This window comes from Pseudoalteromonas gelatinilytica, from assembly GCF_001641615.1.
GTDB lineage: Bacteria > Pseudomonadota > Gammaproteobacteria > Enterobacterales > Alteromonadaceae > Pseudoalteromonas > Pseudoalteromonas gelatinilytica.
Map to the genome: position 1 here is coordinate 1 of NZ_LRRU01000014.1, position 21,071 is coordinate 21,071.

Genomic DNA, 21,071 nt, shown 5'->3' on the forward strand with positions numbered 1-21,071 from the left:
TGGGCTGATACTTTATTAGGGATCTACATATGTAGATCCCTTTTTATTTATGTACATAAAATCATAGGGTTAACATTAAAACTTACGCAAAAAAAACATTCGCGAGCAGATGTATTTTCTATATATTCAATAGCTTAAGTAGTTAATTGAAATTTTTCTAATTATTACTAGAATTGATCGCTAGGGGGATCAATGGACAGAGTAGTAATAATAGATACAGAGACAACTGGCTTGTCTCCACGCAAGGGCAAGCATCGCATTGTTAACCTTGCTGCCGTAGAAATAATTGATGGCGATATCACAGGCAGCATCTTCCACTACTTCTAAAACCCTGAAGGTAAGAAGAGTACGTCGGAAGCCCACGCGGTACACCAAATTGAAGATTCATTTTTGCTTGATAAGCCAACGTTCTGCCAAATAGCTGAAGAATTTCTAGAGTTCATAGATGGTGCACGACTTTCCTTTTACAATTCAGAATTTGATGTTGATTTCCTGCAATCAGAAATTGATCGATGTGGACTAGATATTGTCTTCAATAGAGATTACGACGTATCTTGCTTGATGAGGGATTTTGCCAATAGGGAAAACTATGGGAAATGGGTCAAATTAGATAATGCTTGCATACGTTATGGTATAGACATTACTGAAAGAAAATCACACGGTGCCGCAATAGATGCCTTTATTACAGCGGAGCTGTACCTGAAGTTTCATTATTCGAGTGACAAACCACTTGCGAAGACACCGCATCAAAATGAACGTGTCGAGCCTACAGCCTTTCCAATCCCAAGAGCCTACAAAGATCCTATCACTGGTAAAGCTATTCAGCTTAACTACTGTAAGAACCCAAACTGCCGAAACTATGGTGTAGCCGCACTTAATCCCAAACGCAAAGCTGATGGCTCTATAATGCGAGGGTTAGGTAATGATTATAGGTTTACTAAAACAAAGATAGGTCGCGTGTTAACTTGCATCATCTGCGGCACAAGTACAAAACTGATAAACAACAAAGCTTTCGTTGAAGAGTCAAATAGGCAAAAGCAAATATTTTCCAATAAAGAGATTTGTTGCCCTGATAAGAAACTTGAAACATCACGACGACGAACTAGGCCATGTCGAAATGCGGTGGTAAATTGGTTAGATAAGCCTAAGCGTTACACCTTAAGAGGCACAGTACCGTCAACAGTAGAGTCATTGAAGTATCGAGAAGCCCAAAGGATTGAATGCAATGCCTGTCACAATCCTTTCAACGTACCGTTGAACGCTGAGTATGGTCAAAAGAGAGCTGATATCAATGGAATATTGTTCAGAATGCTTATTAACAAAGGTATCGTCAACAGAATGGAAGAAATTTTGGATGTGCCTATCACTTTAATTTACCACCGTATCGAGTTTTTCTTTAACCAGTGTGTTGAGTTTGACCGTTGGCACATACAGAACAACATTCAGGCTTTAAAAGGCAAAACCCTAGAAGTTAGTATGGACAGGCAGCACTACCTGTCTAACTGGAGTGATAAGAAGGACAGTCGCCCTACGAAACTGGTAAATACTTCAACGGTAGACAATAAAACTCGATTTGTATTTGCTAGTACAGTTAACTTCGACACCACCTCAGACTGGGAAGTAATTAAAAGAGACATTAGCAGATGTAGTGATCTTAAGAAGCCTGAACACAAGAGAAGGTATGGTCAGTACGTTCTATCCAATCAAGAAGTCGAAACTGATGACGTTGATGATACCCTGCCTCTGAAAGCACCAAATAAAAATTTACTAGTGCAACAAACTTATTCTCTCATGGCACACCTTGAAGTGATAAAACAGTACGTAAATGAGGCGCGTTACACTCGTTTATTCGCAGATGCCGACGAAGGCTTTGAACTTGGTATTGGGTTAGTGATGAAAGAACAGATTGCGGCCAGCAAACTCTACCCTGTGCTTGTAAAAGCAGAAAGGAACAATGCCAGCCAAATGCAAGACAAGCGTGCCTGGTCAGAACAAGTTCTTCTTAAGCATGGGATTACTATGAGCGACATAAAGAGGGCCAAAGTTGATAGAGAAAAACTAGCTCAAATATCGCAACAATATTGGGCTGCCGAGATGCACAAACGTACTATTGAATCAGGATCGGCTAAATCAGAGTGGTTAGTTCATCCATTTCCTAAATCTAGACATTCTGTTCAAGTAAAACCATTAGTAGGCTTTCATGGCGCTATATCTGTTAGCCAAACGCTATCTGAGAATTTGTTAGATGTATCTACATATGGAGTTGATAACTACTTTCAAATGATACGCCGCCGAATCAATATGTTCGAGCGACCAATAACATCAGCCACAAACAGTAAACGATGGAATGGCTACGCTTCATACAACCCTAAATGGGCGGTTATGATTATTGAGATATTGAGGGTCTACAACAACTACGTATTGACCGACGAAAAGTCACTTAAAAACAAAGGACTGTATCAGGAAGCAACAACACCAGCTCAAAAGCTTGGCATTACAGATAAGAAATATACAATAGAAGATATTCTAGACTTTACAGTCGCGAGCAAAATTAAAAACTTACAATAAGGAAGTCAATGATTAAAGGAATAGAGAACAGAGCTAAGCTAGCTGTCGGGGTGTCGGCATTCGCTATATTAATAATGGCATTTCAATGGTCAATCATTGATTGGATAACTCCTTTCTTGATGATGCCGTTGATGCTTGTGGTATTTATTGTCTTTTTAACGGGACTCGGTTTTAGCATTTCATGTCTTTTTAAGTTCAAAGAAATTAGGTGGTTGGCAACAATTCCCTTAGCAGTCCAATTGGTTGCCCTTGCTGTACTAGAGTTTGTTCCGTTTACGAAGCTCTGGATAAATGCAGATTTCCACTTATATGAATCTCAACGTCAAGAAGTCGTCGCAAGGGTTTACTCTGGCGAGCTTGTCTCTAATGTACAACATAATTCATCGTTAATAGCACTAGGCTCTGAGTATTCAAAAATATCAATGGGCGGAAATGAGATTGTGGTTCAAGATATCGACGGTTCGAAATACGTTTTCTTCTACACCTTTAGAGGGATATTGGACAACTATTCTGGTTTTTTATATGTCCCTGACGGCGGCGACCCAAGGAGCTATGCGGATTTAGATGAAGAAGATGTAACTCAAATAATAAAATACGCAGACAATTGGTACTACACCTCACACCATTAATTACAGTAGACCTACTAACCTATTGTTTTTAATGAGGATATACCTGCTCTCGAATGTAATTTTCGACATATCTTGATGGCTAAGCATTTGATTTCACGTTGAAATAAAAAAGGGATCTGAGTATTCAGATCCCTAATAAAGTATTAGCCCAATGTAACATCGGCTTTTTTTGTATCTATTTCGTAAGATTAGATCTTTGCGAAAGCGTCTTGTAGTGGTGGTACTACTTGCTTCTTACGGCTTAATACGCCATCTAACCATACGCGACCGTCTTCTGATTTAACATCATAAGCAGCTTCGATTACAGATACGTCATCAGACGTAATTAGCATTTCTGAGCCTTCTTTCATGATATCAGTTAACAGGAGTAATACTGAGTGTCGATCGCCTTCTTCTTTAAGCTTAGCGATATCAGCTTCAAGATCTGCTTTGATTTCATCAAATACTGCAAGGTCGATAACTTCTAGCTGGCCAATACCTACTAGCTTACCGTTCATGTTGAAGTCTTTGAAATCACGCATTACTAAATCGCGTGCAGGCGTGCCTTCCACTGCTGATTTAACCTTGAACATGTCCATGCCAAGTTCTTTGAAATCTTCGATGCCAGCGATTTCAGCAAGTGCTTCAACACACTTGATATCAGCCGTTGTACATGTTGGTGATTTAAAGATCACAGTGTCGCTTAAGATAGCGCATAACATGATGCCTGCGATATCTTTTGGAATTTCTACATTGTAGAAGTCATACATCATTTTGATGATAGTGTTTGAACAACCAACTGGACGGATCCAACACTCAAGTGGTGTTGACGATGTTAAGTCGCCTAGTTTGTGGTGATCAACAACCCCCACAACACGTGCTTCATCGATGTCATCAGGTGCTTGTGTTTTTTCTGTGTGGTCAACGATATAAACGTCTTCGCCTGCGTAGCTAAGTTTTAGCTCAGGTGCTTCGAAACCGAATTTATCTAGGATAAATTGTGTTTCAGGTGATACTTCACCTAAACGCGTCGGGATCGCAGGTTCATTGATCTGGTTTTTTAAGTAAGCAAGCGCAATTGCACCGCAAATTGAATCTGAATCAGGGATCTTATGACCCACTACATACATTGACATTGACGGAACTCCTTTAAATTTGGCGGATATTTTAGCAAAGTATCGACAGATTGATACATAACAGACATGAAATTTTGTTGATCAATTACAACTGCCAATTAATGTCCTTTTTGGTTACACTTTAAGATATTGAAAACTGAGGAAGATACTGATGCGCTTGAGCCGAAAAGCATGGAATAATGTGGTGATTATTTCGATGCTATTGATGATTTTTTTCTTCAATGGCCTACATAAAAAGCTCAATACACAGCCTGTTGAAGAAGGAGTGCAAGCGTTACTCCCAGAGCAAAGCTTCATTTTAGCAATGGCATTTCCAGAATTAAAAATCGAGCGTATCGGCACCTCTTGGCGAAGCCAATCACAGCAAGAAACCGCATGGCAAGGCGATGAGCAGCAGCTCGAACAACTCGTTGAACTTTGGCAGCATCAAAAGCTGACTATTGCCAGTCTCCCTGTTAGTAAAATTTCACAGGCGTCGGCTGATTATGTTGCCTCCGTGTGGTTAGCTGGAGAGCAGTTGCCAGCGGTGTATCAGTTGTACAACATAGATCAGCAATACTATTTATTAGATAAGCGGTTACAGCGGGTATTTGAGCTTGAACAAGCTGATGCCGCTAAGTTATTCCCGTTATATCCGTTTTAAGAGAGTCACAGATGCCTGAATTACCAGAAGTTGAAGTTAGCCGTTTGGGAATAACGCCGCATGTGCTTAACCAAACAGTGGCCAAAGTAAATATTCATAACGCCAGTATGCGTTGGCCTGTGCCTGATGATGTATATCAATTACAAGGGCTTGAAGTTACTTCAGTGGAGCGTAGAGCAAAATATTTATTACTCGGTTGTGAGCTGGGTAGTGTTATTTTGCACCTAGGAATGTCGGGTAATTTACGGGTCGTGAGTGCTGATGAGCCACTGAAAAAACACGATCATATCGAATTTATTTTAGCCTCAGGTAAAGCATTAAGGCTCAACGATGCGCGTCGCTTTGGTGCCTGTTTGTGGCAAGCGCCAGGCGAATGTCATACCTTGTTAACCAAACTCGGGCCTGAGCCGCTAACTGATGAGTTTACTGCTAAGCGAGCCTACGAACAGTCTAGAAATAAAAAAGTACCAATTAAACAGTTTATTATGGATAACGCTGTGGTGGTTGGTGTGGGTAATATCTATGCCAATGAATCGTTGTTTAAGGCCGGAATTCACCCGAAACGAGAAGCCGGCAAGGTGTCTTTAAAGCGATTTCAGCAATTAGTGCCTATTATTAAAGAAACTCTCGCAGCGGCTATCACGCAAGGCGGTACAACATTAAAAGATTTCGCTCAAAGTGATGGTAAGCCGGGTTATTTTGCCCAGCAATTACTGGTTTATGGCCGCAAGGGTGAGCCATGCGTTAATTGTAAAGAGCCATTAAAAGAAATTAGATTAGGACAAAGAAGCACAGTGTACTGTTCTAATTGTCAAAAATAATAAAGAATCCCTTATCTATGTAGTATTGCAACAGATAGCAAGATAGAGACAGGCTTAAGGAATGAGAAGGTTGTATGCTATTAAACAAATACGTCATAGGGTGCGTGTGCTTGGCGGCACTGGTTGGTTGTTCTAAAGAGCAACCTCAAGTGGTTGTTGAAGAAGTGGTTACCGCTGAGGTTAAGCAGCTTGATGTGCCACTGTACGGGAATTACGTGGCACGCACAGATGCGTCGCTGGATGTTGAAGTGCGAGCGCGGATCACCGGCTTTGTACAAAGCGTAGAATTTGTTGAAGGTAGCTGGGTAAATGAAGGAGATTTACTCTACACCATTGATGATAGACCCTACCGAGCAAAACTTAATCGCGTTAAAGCGGCGCTGCAAAAAGACCAAGCAGCGCTGGCTAAAGCAAAGCGCGATGTAACCCGTTTAAAACCCCTCTACGAGCAAGACGCAGCAAGTCAGCTTGATTACGACAATGCTATTTCGATTCAAGAGCAAGCACAAGCCTCATTATCAGCAACCCAAGCAGAACTTGAAGAAACCAAGCTTGATTTAGAATATACCCGTGTGACGGCGCCAATTAGCGGCATGGTGGGTAGCTCAGAAGCCGATCTTGGTGCTTTGGTTGGCAGTAATGGTATTTCGCTCCTTACCACCATTCAGCAAATAGACCCTATTTTTGTTAACTTTAATATGTCGGCACTTGATTATTTGAATGCTAAGCGGCGTATGACCAGTATGATGGAGCAGCTACAAGCTGAGCAAAAGGGCAAGGCACTTGAAGGCTTTGTACGTATTTCATTACCTGATGGCAGCGAGTATCGATATTGGGGTGATGTGAGTTTTACCGACCCTAAAATTAGCCCGAAAACGGGCACATTTAAAGTAAGGGCAAAGCTGCCGAACCCTAATAGTGAGCTATTACCTGGACAATATACAAAAGCGCGTATCAAATTATCTGAACTTACAGATGCGATTGTGGTTCCAGAGGAAGCCACACAAGTGGAACAGGGCGGTATTTATGTCATGGTGGTCCTTGATTCTGGTGTGATAGAGCGACGCTTTATTGTTGTTGAGCATTACGGTGAACAGGGAATTGTTGCCAGCGGGGGCTTGAGTGCGGGTGAGCAAGTGGTGGTGAAAGGTTTACATCGCATTCGTCATGGTCAGCAAGTAAAGGCGATTTCGTTAGCCGAATTTGAAAAACGCCAAGTCGCACCTAACACTGACACTACTCCACTGGCGCCAGATAAACCAAGCAAACAAGATGATGAAAAAAATCAGCAGGGAGCTTAGCTATGTTTTCGCATTTTTTTATCAAGCGTCCAGTGTTTGCTATCGTTATTTCGTTAGTTATTTTACTCACAGGCTTGGTCTCGCTCTTTACCCTACCCATTGATCAATACCCAGATATTGCTCCGCCGTCGGTTAAAGTGTCTGCTTCATTCCCCGGCGCAACGGCTGAGACCGCATCTGAGTCGGTAGCTATTCCTCTTGAGCAAGAATTAAATGGCACACCGAATATGTTGTATATGGAGTCAAAGGCAACTAACTCTGGCAGTGTTGGGATCACACTCACCTTTGATGTTGGCACCGACCCTGATCTCGCCCTTGTTGATGTACAAAACACCGCAAGTCAAGCTGGTAGTAATTTACCTGTTGATGTGCAAACTGAAGGGGTGAATGTCTCTAATGAAAGTTCCGTTGAGCTTTTGAAACTGGCACTGACCTCTGATGACCCACGCTATGATGAAATCTATTTGAGTAACTACGCTAGCATCAATGTTGAGGCGGCTTTAAAGCGTGTCCCGGGGGTTGGTAAGGTACGTAACACTGGCTCGCGTTCATATGCTATGCGGGTCTGGTTAAAGCCTGATATTTTAGCGGGCTACGAGTTAACCGTGAATGATGTGACCGCAGCAATCAAAGCACAAAATAAAGAGGCCGCTGCTGGGGAGATCGGGGCTCAGCCAATGAGCGATGCTATTAAGCTTAACTTTCCGGTACGAGCACAAGGCCGGCTTAATAAGGTGGATGAGTTTAATAATATTATGCTGCGAGTTAATAGTGATGGCTCGATGATCCGTTTGCGAGATGTCGCAAGGGTTGAGCTAGCTTCCTCTGCGTATACTTTAAATTCAAAACTTAATGAACAGCCAGCCACTATTTTGCAGGTTTATATGTTACCAGGCTCTAATGCATTAGCGGTTACAGAGCGTGTTAAGGCTGAGATGGAGCGCCTGAGCGAGGCTTTTCCAAAGGGAGTGAAATGGCAGCTTTTTTATGATGCTTCAGAGTTCATCAAACTGTCGATTAATGAGGTGATTAATACCCTTATTCAAGCGCTGATCTTAGTGATTTTAGTGGTGTATTTATTTTTGCAAAACTGGCGAACAACTTTAATACCTGCGTTAGCTGTGCCGGTGTCGATAGTGGGCACCTTTATCGCCTTGGCTGCATTTGGTTTTACCATTAACAATGTCAGTTTATTGGCTATGGTATTGGCAATCGGCATCGTCGTCGATGATGCGATTGTCGTAGTAGAAAGTGTTGAGCGACTGATCAATGAGCAAAATATGGAGGTAGTTGCCGCTACTAAGCAAGCGATGACGGAGCTTTCTGGCGCCATAGTGGCAACCTCTTTAGTACTGGCAGCGGTGTTTGTGCCGGTGTCATTTTTAGCCGGTATTACGGGCATTATGTACCGAGAGTTCGCGATTTCAATTACGGTTGCGGTACTCATTTCAACCTTAGTTGCGCTAACCTTGAGCCCTGCTTTATGTGCGATTTTCTTAAAACCTAGTGCCCCATCAAAAAATAAGATTTTTAATAAATTTAATAACTGGCTTGAAGGTGTTGGCGAAAAATACACTTGGCTTGTAAAGGCATGCTCCGAAAAAGCAAAACGTAGTTATATTGGCTTTTTTATAATGGTAGGAGGCTGTTACTTTGTGTTTAGCCAATTACCAAGCAGCTTTATGCCGCAAGAAGATCAAGGACGCTTTTTTGTTGATATTACCTTGCCAGATGCGGCAACGGTCTCACGTACCAATGAGGTGATAAGTAAGGCAAACCAATATGTTATGAACCATGCCGGGGTGGCTTATTCATTCACGCTAGCGGGTGAAAACCGTCGTGCTGGTAGTGCGCAATCACATGGTCAAATGGAGGTTATTTTACAACCTTGGCAAGTGCGTGCTGAGCAAGGCTTTACGGTCACAAGTGTGATGAATGATATACGTAAGCAGTTGTATGCCATTCCGGATGCTGAGTTTAATGTGTTTCAACCATCAGCTGTAGCGGGGCTTGGTTCGGGCTCTGGCGTTGAGTTTGCGCTGCAAGAAAAAACAGGAGGCAACTTAACGAGTCTGGTTGAATCGCTTGAGGTACTGTTGGCAAATTTAAATAATCGCCCTGAAGTTGCTAAAGCAAGTAGCTCACTGCGTGGCTCAGTACCTCAGCTGTTTTTGGAATTAGATAGAGAAAAAGCCATGGCATTAGAGGTGCCGATTGCCGATGTATACAGCACAATGAAAGTACTGACTGGCTCATCGACAATTAATGACTTTAATTTATTTGGCCGGGTTTATCGGGTTAAAGTTCAAGCTGAAGATGAATTTAGAGCACGCCCTGAAAACCTCAATGAATTTTATGTGCGTTCAAAAAATGGCGCTATGGTGCCATCAAATGTGCTTGCTAAGTTAAATTTAACAACCGGTCCGTCGGCGATAAATCGCTTTAATATGTTTACCAGTGCCATGGTGAATGTATCGCCAGCTGACGGCTATGCATCGGGTGATGTAATTAACGTAATTAAAGAAGAAATGGCAAAACTACCGCCTAACCTTGGCTATGAATGGACAGGATTAACCTATCAAGAAATTCGTTCATCGGGTCAGTTAAGTATCGCTATCAGCCTTGCTATCGTGTTTGTATTTTTATTTTTAGCGGCGCTCTATGAAAGTTGGAGTTTACCGTTTGCGGTTCTATTAATAAGCCCGATTGCCATGTTAGGAGCCGCAGTATTGACCTTAGTGACGGGGCATGAAAACAATTTATTCTTCCAAGTAGCCTTTATTGCTTTGATTGGCCTTGCTGCAAAGAACTCAATTTTGATTGTTGAAGTGGCAAATCAGCTTTATCAGGAGGGGATGGATGCCGCTGATGCAGCAATAGAAGCCGCCCATTCTCGCTTTCGGCCTATTTTAATGACGGCAGCCTCTTTTGTGCTTGGTGTTTTGCCGTTAGTGCTTGCCTCTGGCCCCGGCGCCGTTGGTCGGCAGTCGGTATCTATGCCTATTTTAGGGGGAATGTTACTGGCAAGTTCTATTGGCATTATATTAGTGCCGCTGTTTTTTATTACTGCTGCACGCTTTGTGAAAAAACAGCCAATACTGGCTTCTAAAGAAGTAGAGGAGCAAGTCGATGCATAAATTGTTGCCATTGCTTTGTTTCGCTTGTATTCATGGCTGTGCTGTAGGGCCAGATTTTGAAATACCTGATCATAGTGAAGTTACTAATTTTATGGGCGCAACGGCAACGCCACAGTCGGAGGCTTTAGCGGGCTGGAAGCAAATATATAACGACCCTCATTTGCAAAAGCTGATTAGCCAAGCGCTTCTTAACAACCAAGATATGTTAATTGCGCAATCGAAAATTATTGAAGCGCGAGCTCGGTATCGAATTACGGATGCCGCTTTATGGCCTGATGTGAATGTAGGGCTTACTTCAGAGCGAGAAGAAGAGCTTAATAGCAGCCCAGAAAATACCTTTGATTTAAAAGGTTACTTAAGTTGGGAGCTAGATTTATTTGGTAGTAACCGACGCGCAAGCGAAGCCGCACTGGCAAATTATTATAGCCAAGAGCAAGCAAGAAACGCGTTGCAGCTCGCCTTGATTGCTGATGTTGCGCAGCAGTTTTTTGCCCTCAAAGAAGTTGAAGAGCAATTAAAAATTAGCCTGAGTACGATTAAGCTTCGCGAGAAGGAGCTTGAAATTGCACGTATTCGCAAAAAAGGCGGTATTATTTCAGGGCTAGAGCAGCGCCAAGCTGAGGTTGAATTAGAATCTGCGAAAGTGAAGATCCCACCATTACAGCACAGTGAAAGGCGGATTATTAATCAGTTAAAGTTTTTGATTGGTGATGCCAATGCTGATGTGCAAGGGGGTAATGAGTTATCTGTACAAACCCTTCCTAAGCAATTACCCACAGGGCTACCTAGCGAGCTTTTAAAACGCAGGCCAGATGTACAGCAAGCAATGTATCAATGGCAAGCAGCAATGGCTGAGATAGGAGTCGCAAAAGCGGCGTTATTTCCAAAACTTAATTTATATGCCGAGCTTGGCAGTGAAAGTACTGATTTTAGTGATTTGCTCGCCAGTAACTCGCAGGTTTGGTTGCTGGGCTCAGAGTTGTTAATGCCTATATTTAATATGGGGCGCAATCAGGCAAATTTAACGGTGGCGGAACAACGAGCTTATCAGGCAAGTATTCAATACCAAAAAACAGTGCTGGTGGCACTGCAAGAAGTGAGCAATCAGCTTTCGAATTATCAGTCTGCAGAGCAAAGCTATGATGCGCAAAGAAGCTTGGTGCTCAGTAGTCAAGATTACTACCGCTTAGCACGCCTTAGGTATAGCAATGGTGTTGCCAGCTCCCTTGATTTGATGGATGCACAGCGGCAGTTATTTTCGGCAGAAATTGCGTTATCGCAGGCAAAAAATGATCGCTTACAAAGCCTAGCAACGCTTTATAAAGCCCTTGGTGGTGGGTGGTATGATACCAATCCGCAATAATACTTAATCATTTTGAGGGATTAAACCTGTCGCTACCTACGTTAAAAATTTCTGATTTAGAACAACTAAATAACGAAATTTTTGCCTTGCTATCAACGAGCTTTTATTGCCTCAAAATAGATCTCTTAATTAAGCGAATTGGTATGAATTAAGCGAACAGGAACTGGAAAAAGAACAAGTTGTGGATTAGAGCATGCAGAAGCATGCTCTTTAAAACTTATAACTCAAATGGTGCTACACCGACGGCTTTCATTTTATAGCCGACTTGAGCTATTTCACCAGACCAGGTTTCGGTGCTGATAACGCCTGTTACGACAATCGCATCGTAGAGGCTTTCGATTGGTACGCCGTCTTTAATCGTGACATGCACAATTTGATTTGGTGGCGGTGGTGGCACGTGGATACAGGCACCAAAATAAGGAACCAATAAAAACTCGGTGATCACCTCACTATCGCCTTCAAGTGGTACAACAAAACCGGGAATACTCACAGATTGACCATTAAGCTCTTTTACCACAGGTGCATCAAGGTCTGGCTGCACCCAGTTTTGCTCAGAGCCTTCATGGTTTGCTTGTGCTTGGGTGTCGATTTGCACATGACCTTTTGGAATTAAATCTTCCCAGAAGATTTCTTTAGGTGCGCCAGCATTAGCGCTAGCACACACAACTAATGCGACTAAAGCGACGAATTTTCGAAAAAACGGCATAACATTCCTTAAATTTTAATACTCATACCATCAGCAAGAGAGTAGAAATACGCACGGGTTGCAGGAATTAACCCAACAATAAAGCCTGCGACCATTATCGCAGCTAAGAGCATGAGTTCATAGGATGACAATAAAGCAATATTTAGGCTTATTCCGGCATGGCTTTGCAAGTAATCTGCGCCGAGTAGCATTAAAGCATAGAACAGTGCGGTGCCAACAATGCAGCCAAGCCCTGTGATAAGTAACGACTCGACACTGATCAAGGTGAAAATATGCCATGGCCTTGCGCCAACAGAGCGCAAAATAGCAAGCTCTCTGCGGCGTTGATTGAGGCTTGAAAGCAGGCTCGTTAACATGCCAAGTAAACTGATCAGCACCACGACGATAGAAAATAACAGCAAGATTTTTTCAACAATAGACAGCATTTCCCAGAGTTCACGCAAGGTAACCCCCGGCATGATGGCTAGCAGTGCTTCATCTTTGTATTGGTTGATATTACGGCGCACTTGTAAGGTATAAAGTGGTGAATCAAAACCAAGTAAAAAAGCCGTTATTTGTTTTGGTGTGCCAACTAAATCAACATCATCATGCTGGTCATGGTCATGGTCATGGTCATGGTCATGGTCATTTGCATCAGCCTGAGCGGGTTCATGCTGATGGGCATGACTGCCATGAATTGCGTCAATTGCTGCAAGTGGAATATGCAGGGTTTTATCAACAGGTGTCCCCGTTGGTTTTAAAATACCAACCACTTTAAATGGGTTATCGTCATGGTTATGAAAGCTGGTATTGCCCATGCCGTGTGCAATCACCACTTCATCACCAAGTTGATAGCCAAGGGTATTGGCAACCTCAGCACCGAGTACAACCTCAAATAAATGATTAAACTCATGACCTTGTAAAAAGCTTAAGGGCTGCTTTTTAGCAAAGCGATAGTGCTCAAAATAGTCTTTATTTGTACCAAGTACAGCCAAGCCTTTATGGCTGTCGCCAAGCGACATAGGGATAGCCCATTTTACACCTCGCTGCTCAGAGATGAATTGATAGCTTTTCCAACTCACGCCATTGTTTGCATGACCAATGCGAAATACCGAAGACAGCAGTAGTTGGATGTCACCAGTACGCGCACCAACAATTAAATCAGTGCCAGAAATTGTATTGCTAAAGCTACTTTTAGCATCGACCCGAACCCGTTCAATCGACATGAGTAGCATCACGCTTATGGCTATTGTAAACAAAGTGAGTAGGGCGCTGGCTTTACGGTTTAATAAACTTTTTGTGGCGAGTTTAATGAGTAGCATCTGTGCCTCCTTGTAACTCGACCAGGCTGATACTTCGGGTAAATAGCGTTTGTAATGTTTCATCATGACTAACAAAAATTAGCGTGCTATTTGCTGCGCTTGCCTGCTCAAATAACAATTTTACGAAGGCTTGGCGATTTTGTGTGTCGAGTGCTGAGGTAGGTTCATCTGCAATGATAATTTCAGGGCTGCCAATAAAGGCGCGTGCTGCGGCAACTCTTTGTTGCTGACCAATACTCAGCTGTGCAACTGCTTGATGTTGCAAGGCGTCGTTTAGTCCTAAAGCAGTGAGTAAGCGACTTGCTTCCGCTGCTATTGTTGCACTATTTTTTAGAGCGTTGTTTTGCCTTTGTTTTGAAAACTGGCAACCTAAGGTCACGTTTTCAATGGGCGATAAATAGGGCAGTAAATTAAAGTTTTGAAAAATATAACCAATATGGTCGGCACGAAAACGGTCACGTTTACTATTACTCAGTTGGTTTATCGCTTTACCAAGAAGCACGATATTGCCCTGTGTTGGCACTGTGACACCAGCAAGCAGGGATAATAACGTTGATTTACCACAACCACTCGGACCGTGAAGAAAAACATGCTCGCCTTGATCAATATCTAGCTCAGGAATATTGATCGTCGGCTCAGGTTGTTTTGCGTGCCATTTGAAAAGCACATTTTCAAGCGTGATCATAACGACCTATGAATTGTTACCATCGCCAGTAATTTAATTTTCTACGCATTTTAAAATTACGAATAAAATTACGTGGTTTCGGCTTAAGTGCAGGATTGCTCAATAGTAATTCATTGCTAGCAGCAAGTACACGTTGACTCGATAAGCCGTCTTGGTATGGATGCAGTTGCTGGCAGAAGTGTTCGATTTTCGCCATTAATTCAGTGGGTCGTGTGAAGGCATAATCAATCGCCTCAGTTAGTTTATCGACATCTGTGACATCAATAAGGTGTTCGCCAGGTGCTTGGTTGCAGAACGTCACGACAGGCTTTCTCTGTAAGATAAACATAAGCAAAATAGATGAGGTATCACACAGCATGGCATCAGCAGCTTGTAATAGTGGTAATACGTTATCAGTCTCGACAAAGGTTAGATTGTCGTTTTGTAGAGCCTTGTATTTATCAACAAGCTCGCTTGGCATTTTGGGGTGAAATTGCACCAAAATTCGCCACTTGCCTTGCTCACTGTATGCTTTTATTTGTTCGTATAATTTAGGAGCAAGAGAAAGGTTCCGAGAAAAAGTTGAACAAATTAAAAGAGTTTGTCTTCTATCGCTTTCATCTAAGTATGGATTGTTTCCTATTTTTGAAAATAGCGGATCTAGGGTAGGCCAGCCCGTTTCTTTAGCTAAAAAGAAACCATGCTTTTCAGCTAGTTCCTCAAACTTAGAAGTTGTATTAGGACCTTGGGTACAATACAGGTCAAAGCAGCCTCGGATATTAAAATGATCTTCGTATCCTTTTCGATTTAGTTTTCCAGAATTAAAACCGTGAAAAACTGCTACTTTTTTTCCTGGAATAAAATTTGGAATCACATTTCCTGGAATGTATGAAATGTCTGGTTGCCACTGGATTACATCATCTATAGTTTCTAAACACGATTCATCTGAACGGAGGAAGTTCTGATTAACTTCATCACCATAGAAAAACCACTTAACTTCACCGCCACGCGCTAAAATCTCCCGTTGTAGTGGGCGTAAGATCGCGTACGAATAGTTCTGTGAAATAAACATTAAATATTTTTTTTCTGCGGTAGCTGCTAAGTAATCCAAGAAAACCTCCTATTGCGAGGGCACTAGTATAACGAAATAATGTTTATGACAGCAAAATTACTGAAAGTTTAAATTTTTATGGTTTTTATCGCATCCGCAGGCTGATGATGATAGTGCAATGATTGAGCTTTCAAGGCGTCTAGATTATTATAGGCGGCCATAACCCCAATCCCATACATGTGCTCACAAGAGCATGCCAAATACTATCGGAGATAGCATGACTAGCTATAAAGTTTTAGACGTAAACGATGATTTACCGATCCGTACCAAAGGTGCGGTACACAGTGGTAAAGTGCGTTCAGTTTATTGGTTAACTGATGAAGACAGCGCTCGTTTAATTAATGAAAAAGGTTACCAAGTTCCAAAAGGAACTGAGCTAGCTATTATGGTTATTTCTGACCGTATTTCTGCGTTTGATTGTATTTGGCAAGGTGAAAACGGTTTAAATGGTGTGCCTGGTAAAGGTATCGCGCTAAACTCTGTGGCATCTCATTGGTTTAAGCTATTTGATAAAGCTGGCCTTGCTGGTAACCATATTGTTGATATTCCACACCCTTATGTATGGATTGTACGTAAAGCAAGTACAGTAAAAGTTGAAGCCATTGCGCGCCAATATATTACTGGCAGCATGTGGCGTGATTACGCGAAAGGTACGCGTAATTTCTGTGGTATTGATTTACCAGAGGGCTTAGCTGCGAACCAAAAGCTAGATGACGTGTTAATTACGCCATCAACCAAAGGCATTATCACAGGTGTTGCAGATATTCCTGCAGTCGATGATGTAAATATTACCCGTGAAAACATCACGAATAACTTAGCTGTTTTTAACTTCAAGTCTGAAGATGATGTGGCTAAATATGAGCAATTACTTGTTGAAGGCTTTAAGCTGATCAGTGATGAACTTGCAAAGCTTGATCAAATATTTGTCGATACTAAATTTGAATTTGGTTATGTTGAAGACGTTGATGGTTCAGATAAGCTTATCTATATCGATGAAGTAGGTACACCTGATTCATCACGTATTTGGGATGGCTCAGCTTACCGTGACGGTAAAATCATTGAAAACTCAAAAGAGGGTTTCCGCCAGCTATTAATTAATAACGTGCCAGACAGCGACGTGTTATTAAATAAAGACCGTATGGGCGAGCGTGAGCAGCTTGCTAAAGACTATACCTTGCCAGAATCAGTGATGCTTGAAGTGTCTGATACCTACGTTGGCATTGCGAGTAAAATTATTGGTCAAGAAATCACGATTCCAAGCGACCCACGTAGTGAAGTGATCGCTATTTTAGATAAAGAATACGGCTTAATTAAGCACAATTAATTGTCGTTTTTTAACTTAGTCATGTGCTAAGTCAATATTATTAAAGCCAAGTTAGTTTTCTAGTAAAACTGCTTGGCTTTTTTCTTGCTTTTCATATCCTCTCTCATTAACTTAAGCTAAGATTAATCTATACTTATTAGCAAACTAAGCTAAGCAAGGTCTAATTATGACGTTTTTTTCGCATTGTGCCCGCACTGTATGCTCTTTTGTAGTTCTTTGTTGCTCAGCAAATGCTTTTGCTGGTGATATTTCATTTACCGTTCGTGACCAGTTTGGTAAGCCGTTAGCTGATGCTGTAATCGAATTAGAAAGTAATGCGAACTTACCGAGCACGCAATTACCCATAGCGATAATGGACCAGGTTGATAAACAATTTTCACCTAATGTATTGGTCATACAGCAAGGACAATCTGTTGATTTTCCAAATAGCGATAATATCCGTCATCATGTTTATTCTTTTTCGAGTGCTAAACCTTTCAATATTAGGCTTTACGCTGACCGTCCAGAGAAACCAGAGTTGTTTGATAACTCTGGGGTTGTAGTCCTTGGCTGTAATATCCACGATTCTATGGTGGGTTATATCTATGTCGCAAACAGTGCTAACACACTAAAAACAGCAGAGGATGGCAAAGTACAATTAAAAGGGATTACTTTACCGGCCAGTTTAACTATTTGGCACCCAAACCAAACCAGTGAAATTAACAAAAAATTATCGGTTACTGTAACTGAGCAAGTTGCTGATATTACAATTAATACGAATGAACCTGCACCGCGTAATACGTTTGGTGAGATGTTTAAGGCAGATAATGATTCATAGTTTAAGAGGGCGTATCATAGCCTTATGCGTAAGCTTGGTTTTATTAACTAGTTTAGTCAGTTTAGCGAGCTCTTGGTGGTCGACTAATCGCTTTAATGATCAAAAGTTACGTGAAGATATTAATGTCGCTGAAAATGTTTTTAAGCAATATTTAAGTGCTAAAGAAAGCCTGCTATTAACAGCCGCAAAGGTACTCACCGCAGATTTTGGCTTTAAGCAAGCAATCGCCACTCAAGATGCTGATACTATCAGTAGTGTACTGAATAACCACAGTCGTCGTATCAATGCTGATTTGATGTTACTGATTGATTTATCAGGGCAATTGGTTTCTGCAAATACTGAGTTTAACCATACGCCAGATGAGTTTTCTGCACTGATGAATGAATTACTCATTAATGCAGAACAATCAAATTTCATTGTACTTGACCAAACCCTTTACCAAGTAATTTTACTGCCAGTACGTGCGCCTCGTACTGTTGCCTACAGCCTTGTGGGATTTGAAATCAACGACCTAGTTGCAGCAGAGCTTAAAAACCTCACCACAATGGATGTGAGTTTTATTGGTGAAGAGGATGGTGTTGTAGAGACATCACTCACCAAGCAGCCACAAAGTGATTCAGTGTTAGCGCATTTTAATAACAAAACAACCCAGCGAATTTTTGGCGAAAAGCCTGTTTATAGAAACCGATTGGTTGAACTTCCGTCGTTACCAGGTCATTTTGTCTCAGTGTTGTTAAGTGCCGATTTAACGCAAAGTTATCGTGAGTTTGAGCAGTTGTTTTTCACTATAATTGTGCTTGCTGCTATCACGGTTGTCATCGGTGTGCTGGCCAGTGGGATTTTGGCCAAAAACCTGACCACACCGCTTTCAAAGCTTACCCTACTTGCTCAGCAATTTGCGCGAGGTAATTATAAAGCTGAATTTGTAGGTAAAAAACAAAGTAGCGAAATCACTACCTTAGTCGATGCATTTAATAACATGGGTAATGACATACAAGAGCGTGAGCAGCAAATTAGTTTTCAAGCCAGCCATGATTCTTTAACTGGCTTTTATACCCGTTCTGCGATGTTAGAGAGCATGGAAAACTTGTTTGTTGAAGGGGCTGAATACACACTCGTTGCTATTGATATACGCGGTCTTCGTCATATCAATGATAAATTAGGCCCGCGTATTGGTGATGATTGTTTAAAAGCCGTTGCTGAGCGAATTGGCGAATACTCAGCTCATCATAATGGGGTGAATGCTCGGATTGGCGGTGACGAGTTTTTAACTTTATTGCCAGCAGATGAAACGAAACAATTTAAAGATGCAGTAATGAAGCTGGTTACTCAGCTACAAGCAGGCTACTTAATTCAAAGCTTGAATATTACGTTACGCTTTAGCGTTGGGGTAGTGCATTGTCTTTCACAAAATGTCAGCCCTGAGGACTTAATGCGTCGCTCGTTAATTGCCGTTGATACCGCATCCTGTGAGCATAAAACCATTCACTATTATCAAGAAGGTGAAGACGAAGAGCACCTTGAGCGCCTTGCTATTATCGATGAACTTAAGCAAGCCCTTGTCGATGATGATGGTCAGCTGTTTATGACCTATCAGCCAAAACTAAATATTAAAACCAATTGTATTGATAAAGTTGAGTCGTTAATTCGTTGGCAACGCAAAGATGGTCAGTGGGTTTCACCAGAGCTGTTCATTGATTTAGCTGAGCAATCGGGGGTGATTGTTGAGTTAACTTCTTGGGTTGTGAAAACCGTAGTGTCTCAAGTTGCTGCATGGCAACAGCAAGGTATTACTATGCAGGCTGCGATTAATGTCTCTGCACAAGATATTGCATACCCAAGCTTTTACTCACACCTTGCTAAACAACTTGAGAAACATGCTGTTAATGGGCGTTTAATTACGATTGAACTTACAGAGCGAGATATGATTGAGAACGAAGAGCAAGGCATTAAGGCACTCGAAAACCTTAAAACCTTGGGTGTTAAAATCTCGTTGGATGACTATGGTGTAGGGCAAACATCGCTTGGGCGCTTAAAGTCATTACCGATTGATGAGCTAAAGCTTGATAAGTGTTTTATTTTGCAACTAGACCAGTCACGTCAAGATCAATATATAGTGCAATCGACGGTGACTTTAGGTCATCAGTTGGGCTTTTCGGTTGTAGCGGAAGGCGTTGAGAACAAAGATTCACTGGATATTTTAGTGCAAAACAAATGCGATTATGCACAAGGGTATTATTTAAGTAGGCCACTAAAATCAGAGCAGTTTTTGCAGTGGTTAGAGGTGTACAATGAAGCGTCTTAATTGGTTGTTTGGGTTAACATGCCTTGCTTTTGCAAGTTCTGGCTTTGCGGCGTCAGGTAAATTATTAGCAACACCCGGAGTCTCCCAGGTAGAAGGTAGTGCGGGTGGTGGTATTGTCCCTTGGGCGCAGCTTGCAGGCTATGCAAGTGATGATGAAATAGCAATAAATGGTTTTTGTAGCCGTGCAGATGTGAGTGATTATCGCCTAGATGTTTGTGGCGCGCAGCTAAATATTTATGATCGCGTTGAATTTAGTTACGCAGAACAACGCTTCGAAGTTCCGGCATTAAATACCGATATTGAACAATCAATAACAGGGGCAAAAGTGCGCTTATACGGCGATATCGTTTACAGTAAATGGCCGCAGTTGAGCTTGGGTGTGCAACATAAATCACTGGATGACGGCAGTATCGCAAACCTACTCGGCGCCAAAGACACCAGTGGTACCGATATTTATCTTGCTGCCAGTAAATTACACTTAGGGGCGCTTGCTGGGTATAACTGGTTTTGGAACACCACCTTTCGTTATAGCGATGCTAATCAGCTAGGCTTGTTAGGCTTTGGCGGCCCTGATAGCGATAAAGAATTGTTATTTGAAGCATCTACTGCAGTGTTTTTAACCCATCAAATAGCTGTGGGTGTTGAGTATCGTGAAAAGTCCAATAACCTTGGCTTAGGAGAGCAAGATTGGCAGGATGTGTTTGTTGCTTGGTTCCCTAACAAGCATGTTAGTGTGACCGCAGCTTGGTTAGACTTAGGAAGTATTGCTGGGGCTGAGGATCAAACAGGTTGGTATCTTTCTGTAACAGGGTATTGGTAATGATGAAAACACTTTTTACATTTGTATTTGCAGCTATGTTAGTTGGTTGTGCGAGTAGCAACAATAGCACCTTGTATCAGCAAATTAATGGTGAGCAAGGAGTTGAAAAGCTGGTTGATAGTTTTATTAATCAAATTGGCCGTGACGAACAAATTTTAGCTTATTTTAAACAAACGAATGTTGCCCATTTTCGCCAAGGTTTTATTACTCATTTGTGTAGCGTCACCGACGGCCCTTGTGAATACAAAGGCGACAATATGGTAGATATCCACACGGGAATGAACATCCCTGAAAAAGACTTTAACCGTGTAGTAGAGCTTTTGATTAATGCTATGGACGAACAACAGATCCCGCAAACGGTACAAAATAAGATTCTGAGTCGTTTAGCACCGCTGCGCCCTGAGGTAATTGATATTTAGCTATTGTTTATATTAAATTTTTACTTT

Annotated in this window: 16 protein-coding genes and 1 pseudogene; 12 read left to right on the forward strand and 5 right to left on the reverse strand. The window is 41.8% G+C overall.

From position 1 onward, the window contains the following. The first annotated feature begins 192 nt into the window (after positions 1–192). Positions 193–2,568: pseudogene (locus NH153_RS05875) on the forward strand (exonuclease domain-containing protein). Between the two features lie 8 nt (positions 2,569–2,576). After that, positions 2,577–3,197: a hypothetical protein gene (locus NH153_RS05880; RefSeq protein WP_058584966.1), complete on the forward strand. Its 621-nt coding sequence runs from the start codon at positions 2,577–2,579 to the stop codon at positions 3,195–3,197. A gap of 188 nt (positions 3,198–3,385) precedes the next feature. Here NH153_RS05880 and NH153_RS05885 read toward each other — a convergent pair whose 3' ends face one another. After that, complete coding sequence (locus NH153_RS05885) at positions 3,386–4,312, reverse strand: manganese-dependent inorganic pyrophosphatase (protein WP_063701986.1); 927 nt, start codon at positions 4,310–4,312, stop codon at positions 3,386–3,388. 151 nt (positions 4,313–4,463) lie between these two features. Here NH153_RS05885 and NH153_RS05890 point away from each other — a divergent pair, with 151 nt between their 5' ends. The 5 genes from NH153_RS05890 (at position 4,464) to NH153_RS05910 (ending at position 11,577) form a co-directional block, all read left to right on the forward strand. Then, a complete protein-coding gene (locus NH153_RS05890; protein ID WP_063701988.1) occupies positions 4,464–4,955 on the forward strand; it encodes a hypothetical protein in 492 nt (163 codons plus the stop codon). Positions 4,956–4,966: 11 nt separating this feature from the next. Then, a complete protein-coding gene (gene mutM / locus NH153_RS05895; protein WP_063701991.1) occupies positions 4,967–5,776 on the forward strand; it encodes a bifunctional DNA-formamidopyrimidine glycosylase/DNA-(apurinic or apyrimidinic site) lyase in 810 nt (269 codons plus the stop codon). Between the two features lie 74 nt (positions 5,777–5,850). Then, positions 5,851–7,077, forward strand: coding sequence for an efflux RND transporter periplasmic adaptor subunit (locus tag NH153_RS05900; RefSeq protein WP_063701993.1), 1,227 nt, complete (start codon positions 5,851–5,853; stop codon positions 7,075–7,077). A gap of 2 nt (positions 7,078–7,079) precedes the next feature. Further along, positions 7,080–10,214: an efflux RND transporter permease subunit gene (locus NH153_RS05905; protein WP_063701995.1), complete on the forward strand. Its 3,135-nt coding sequence runs from the start codon at positions 7,080–7,082 to the stop codon at positions 10,212–10,214. Beyond that, positions 10,207–11,577 (forward strand): efflux transporter outer membrane subunit, encoded by a 1,371-nt coding sequence (locus NH153_RS05910; RefSeq protein ID WP_082874000.1) that lies wholly within the window; start codon positions 10,207–10,209, stop codon positions 11,575–11,577. The genes NH153_RS05905 and NH153_RS05910 overlap by 8 nt, the downstream gene beginning before the upstream one ends. A gap of 217 nt (positions 11,578–11,794) precedes the next feature. On the opposite strand, the gene NH153_RS05915 is transcribed toward NH153_RS05910, so the two are convergent. Genes NH153_RS05915 through NH153_RS05930 form a run of 4 tightly spaced genes read right to left on the reverse strand, consistent with a single transcriptional unit; the run spans position 11,795 to position 15,359 of the window. Beyond that, a complete protein-coding gene (locus NH153_RS05915) occupies positions 11,795–12,283 on the reverse strand; it encodes a DUF3299 domain-containing protein (protein ID WP_063701997.1) in 489 nt (162 codons plus the stop codon). Between the two features lie 8 nt (positions 12,284–12,291). Next, positions 12,292–13,584 carry an ABC transporter permease gene (locus NH153_RS05920; protein WP_063701999.1) on the reverse strand — a complete coding sequence of 431 codons (1,293 nt, stop codon included), beginning with the start codon at positions 13,582–13,584 and terminating at the stop codon, positions 12,292–12,294. Beyond that, positions 13,571–14,269: an ABC transporter ATP-binding protein gene (locus NH153_RS05925; RefSeq protein ID WP_063702002.1), complete on the reverse strand. Its 699-nt coding sequence runs from the start codon at positions 14,267–14,269 to the stop codon at positions 13,571–13,573. The genes NH153_RS05920 and NH153_RS05925 overlap by 14 nt, the downstream gene beginning before the upstream one ends. 16 nt (positions 14,270–14,285) lie before the next feature. Next, entirely contained in the window at positions 14,286–15,359 is a 1,074-nt protein-coding gene (locus NH153_RS05930) for a CDP-glycerol glycerophosphotransferase family protein (RefSeq protein ID WP_233999179.1), read from the reverse strand. A 217-nt stretch (positions 15,360–15,576) separates the two neighbouring features. Between NH153_RS05930 and NH153_RS05935 the strand changes: the two genes are divergently transcribed. The 5 genes from NH153_RS05935 (at position 15,577) to NH153_RS05955 (ending at position 21,044) form a co-directional block, all read left to right on the forward strand. Continuing rightward, the gene (locus tag NH153_RS05935) at positions 15,577–16,683 is read left to right on the forward strand and encodes a phosphoribosylaminoimidazolesuccinocarboxamide synthase (RefSeq protein ID WP_063702004.1); all 1,107 of its coding nucleotides are present in this window, start codon (positions 15,577–15,579) and stop codon (positions 16,681–16,683) included. Positions 16,684–16,849: 166 nt separating this feature from the next. Next, the gene (locus tag NH153_RS05940; protein ID WP_063702006.1) at positions 16,850–17,500 is read left to right on the forward strand and encodes a methylamine utilization protein; all 651 of its coding nucleotides are present in this window, start codon (positions 16,850–16,852) and stop codon (positions 17,498–17,500) included. Beyond that, the gene (locus NH153_RS05945) at positions 17,490–19,805 is read left to right on the forward strand and encodes an EAL domain-containing protein (protein ID WP_063702008.1); all 2,316 of its coding nucleotides are present in this window, start codon (positions 17,490–17,492) and stop codon (positions 19,803–19,805) included. Before NH153_RS05940 ends, NH153_RS05945 begins: the two co-directional genes overlap by 11 nt. After that, complete coding sequence (locus tag NH153_RS05950; protein WP_063702010.1) at positions 19,792–20,625, forward strand: DUF3034 family protein; 834 nt, start codon at positions 19,792–19,794, stop codon at positions 20,623–20,625. Before NH153_RS05945 ends, NH153_RS05950 begins: the two co-directional genes overlap by 14 nt. After that, positions 20,625–21,044, forward strand: a complete 420-nt coding sequence (locus NH153_RS05955) for a group I truncated hemoglobin (RefSeq protein WP_063702012.1) — start codon at positions 20,625–20,627, stop codon at positions 21,042–21,044. The genes NH153_RS05950 and NH153_RS05955 overlap by 1 nt, the downstream gene beginning before the upstream one ends. Positions 21,045–21,071: the final 27 nt, after the last annotated feature.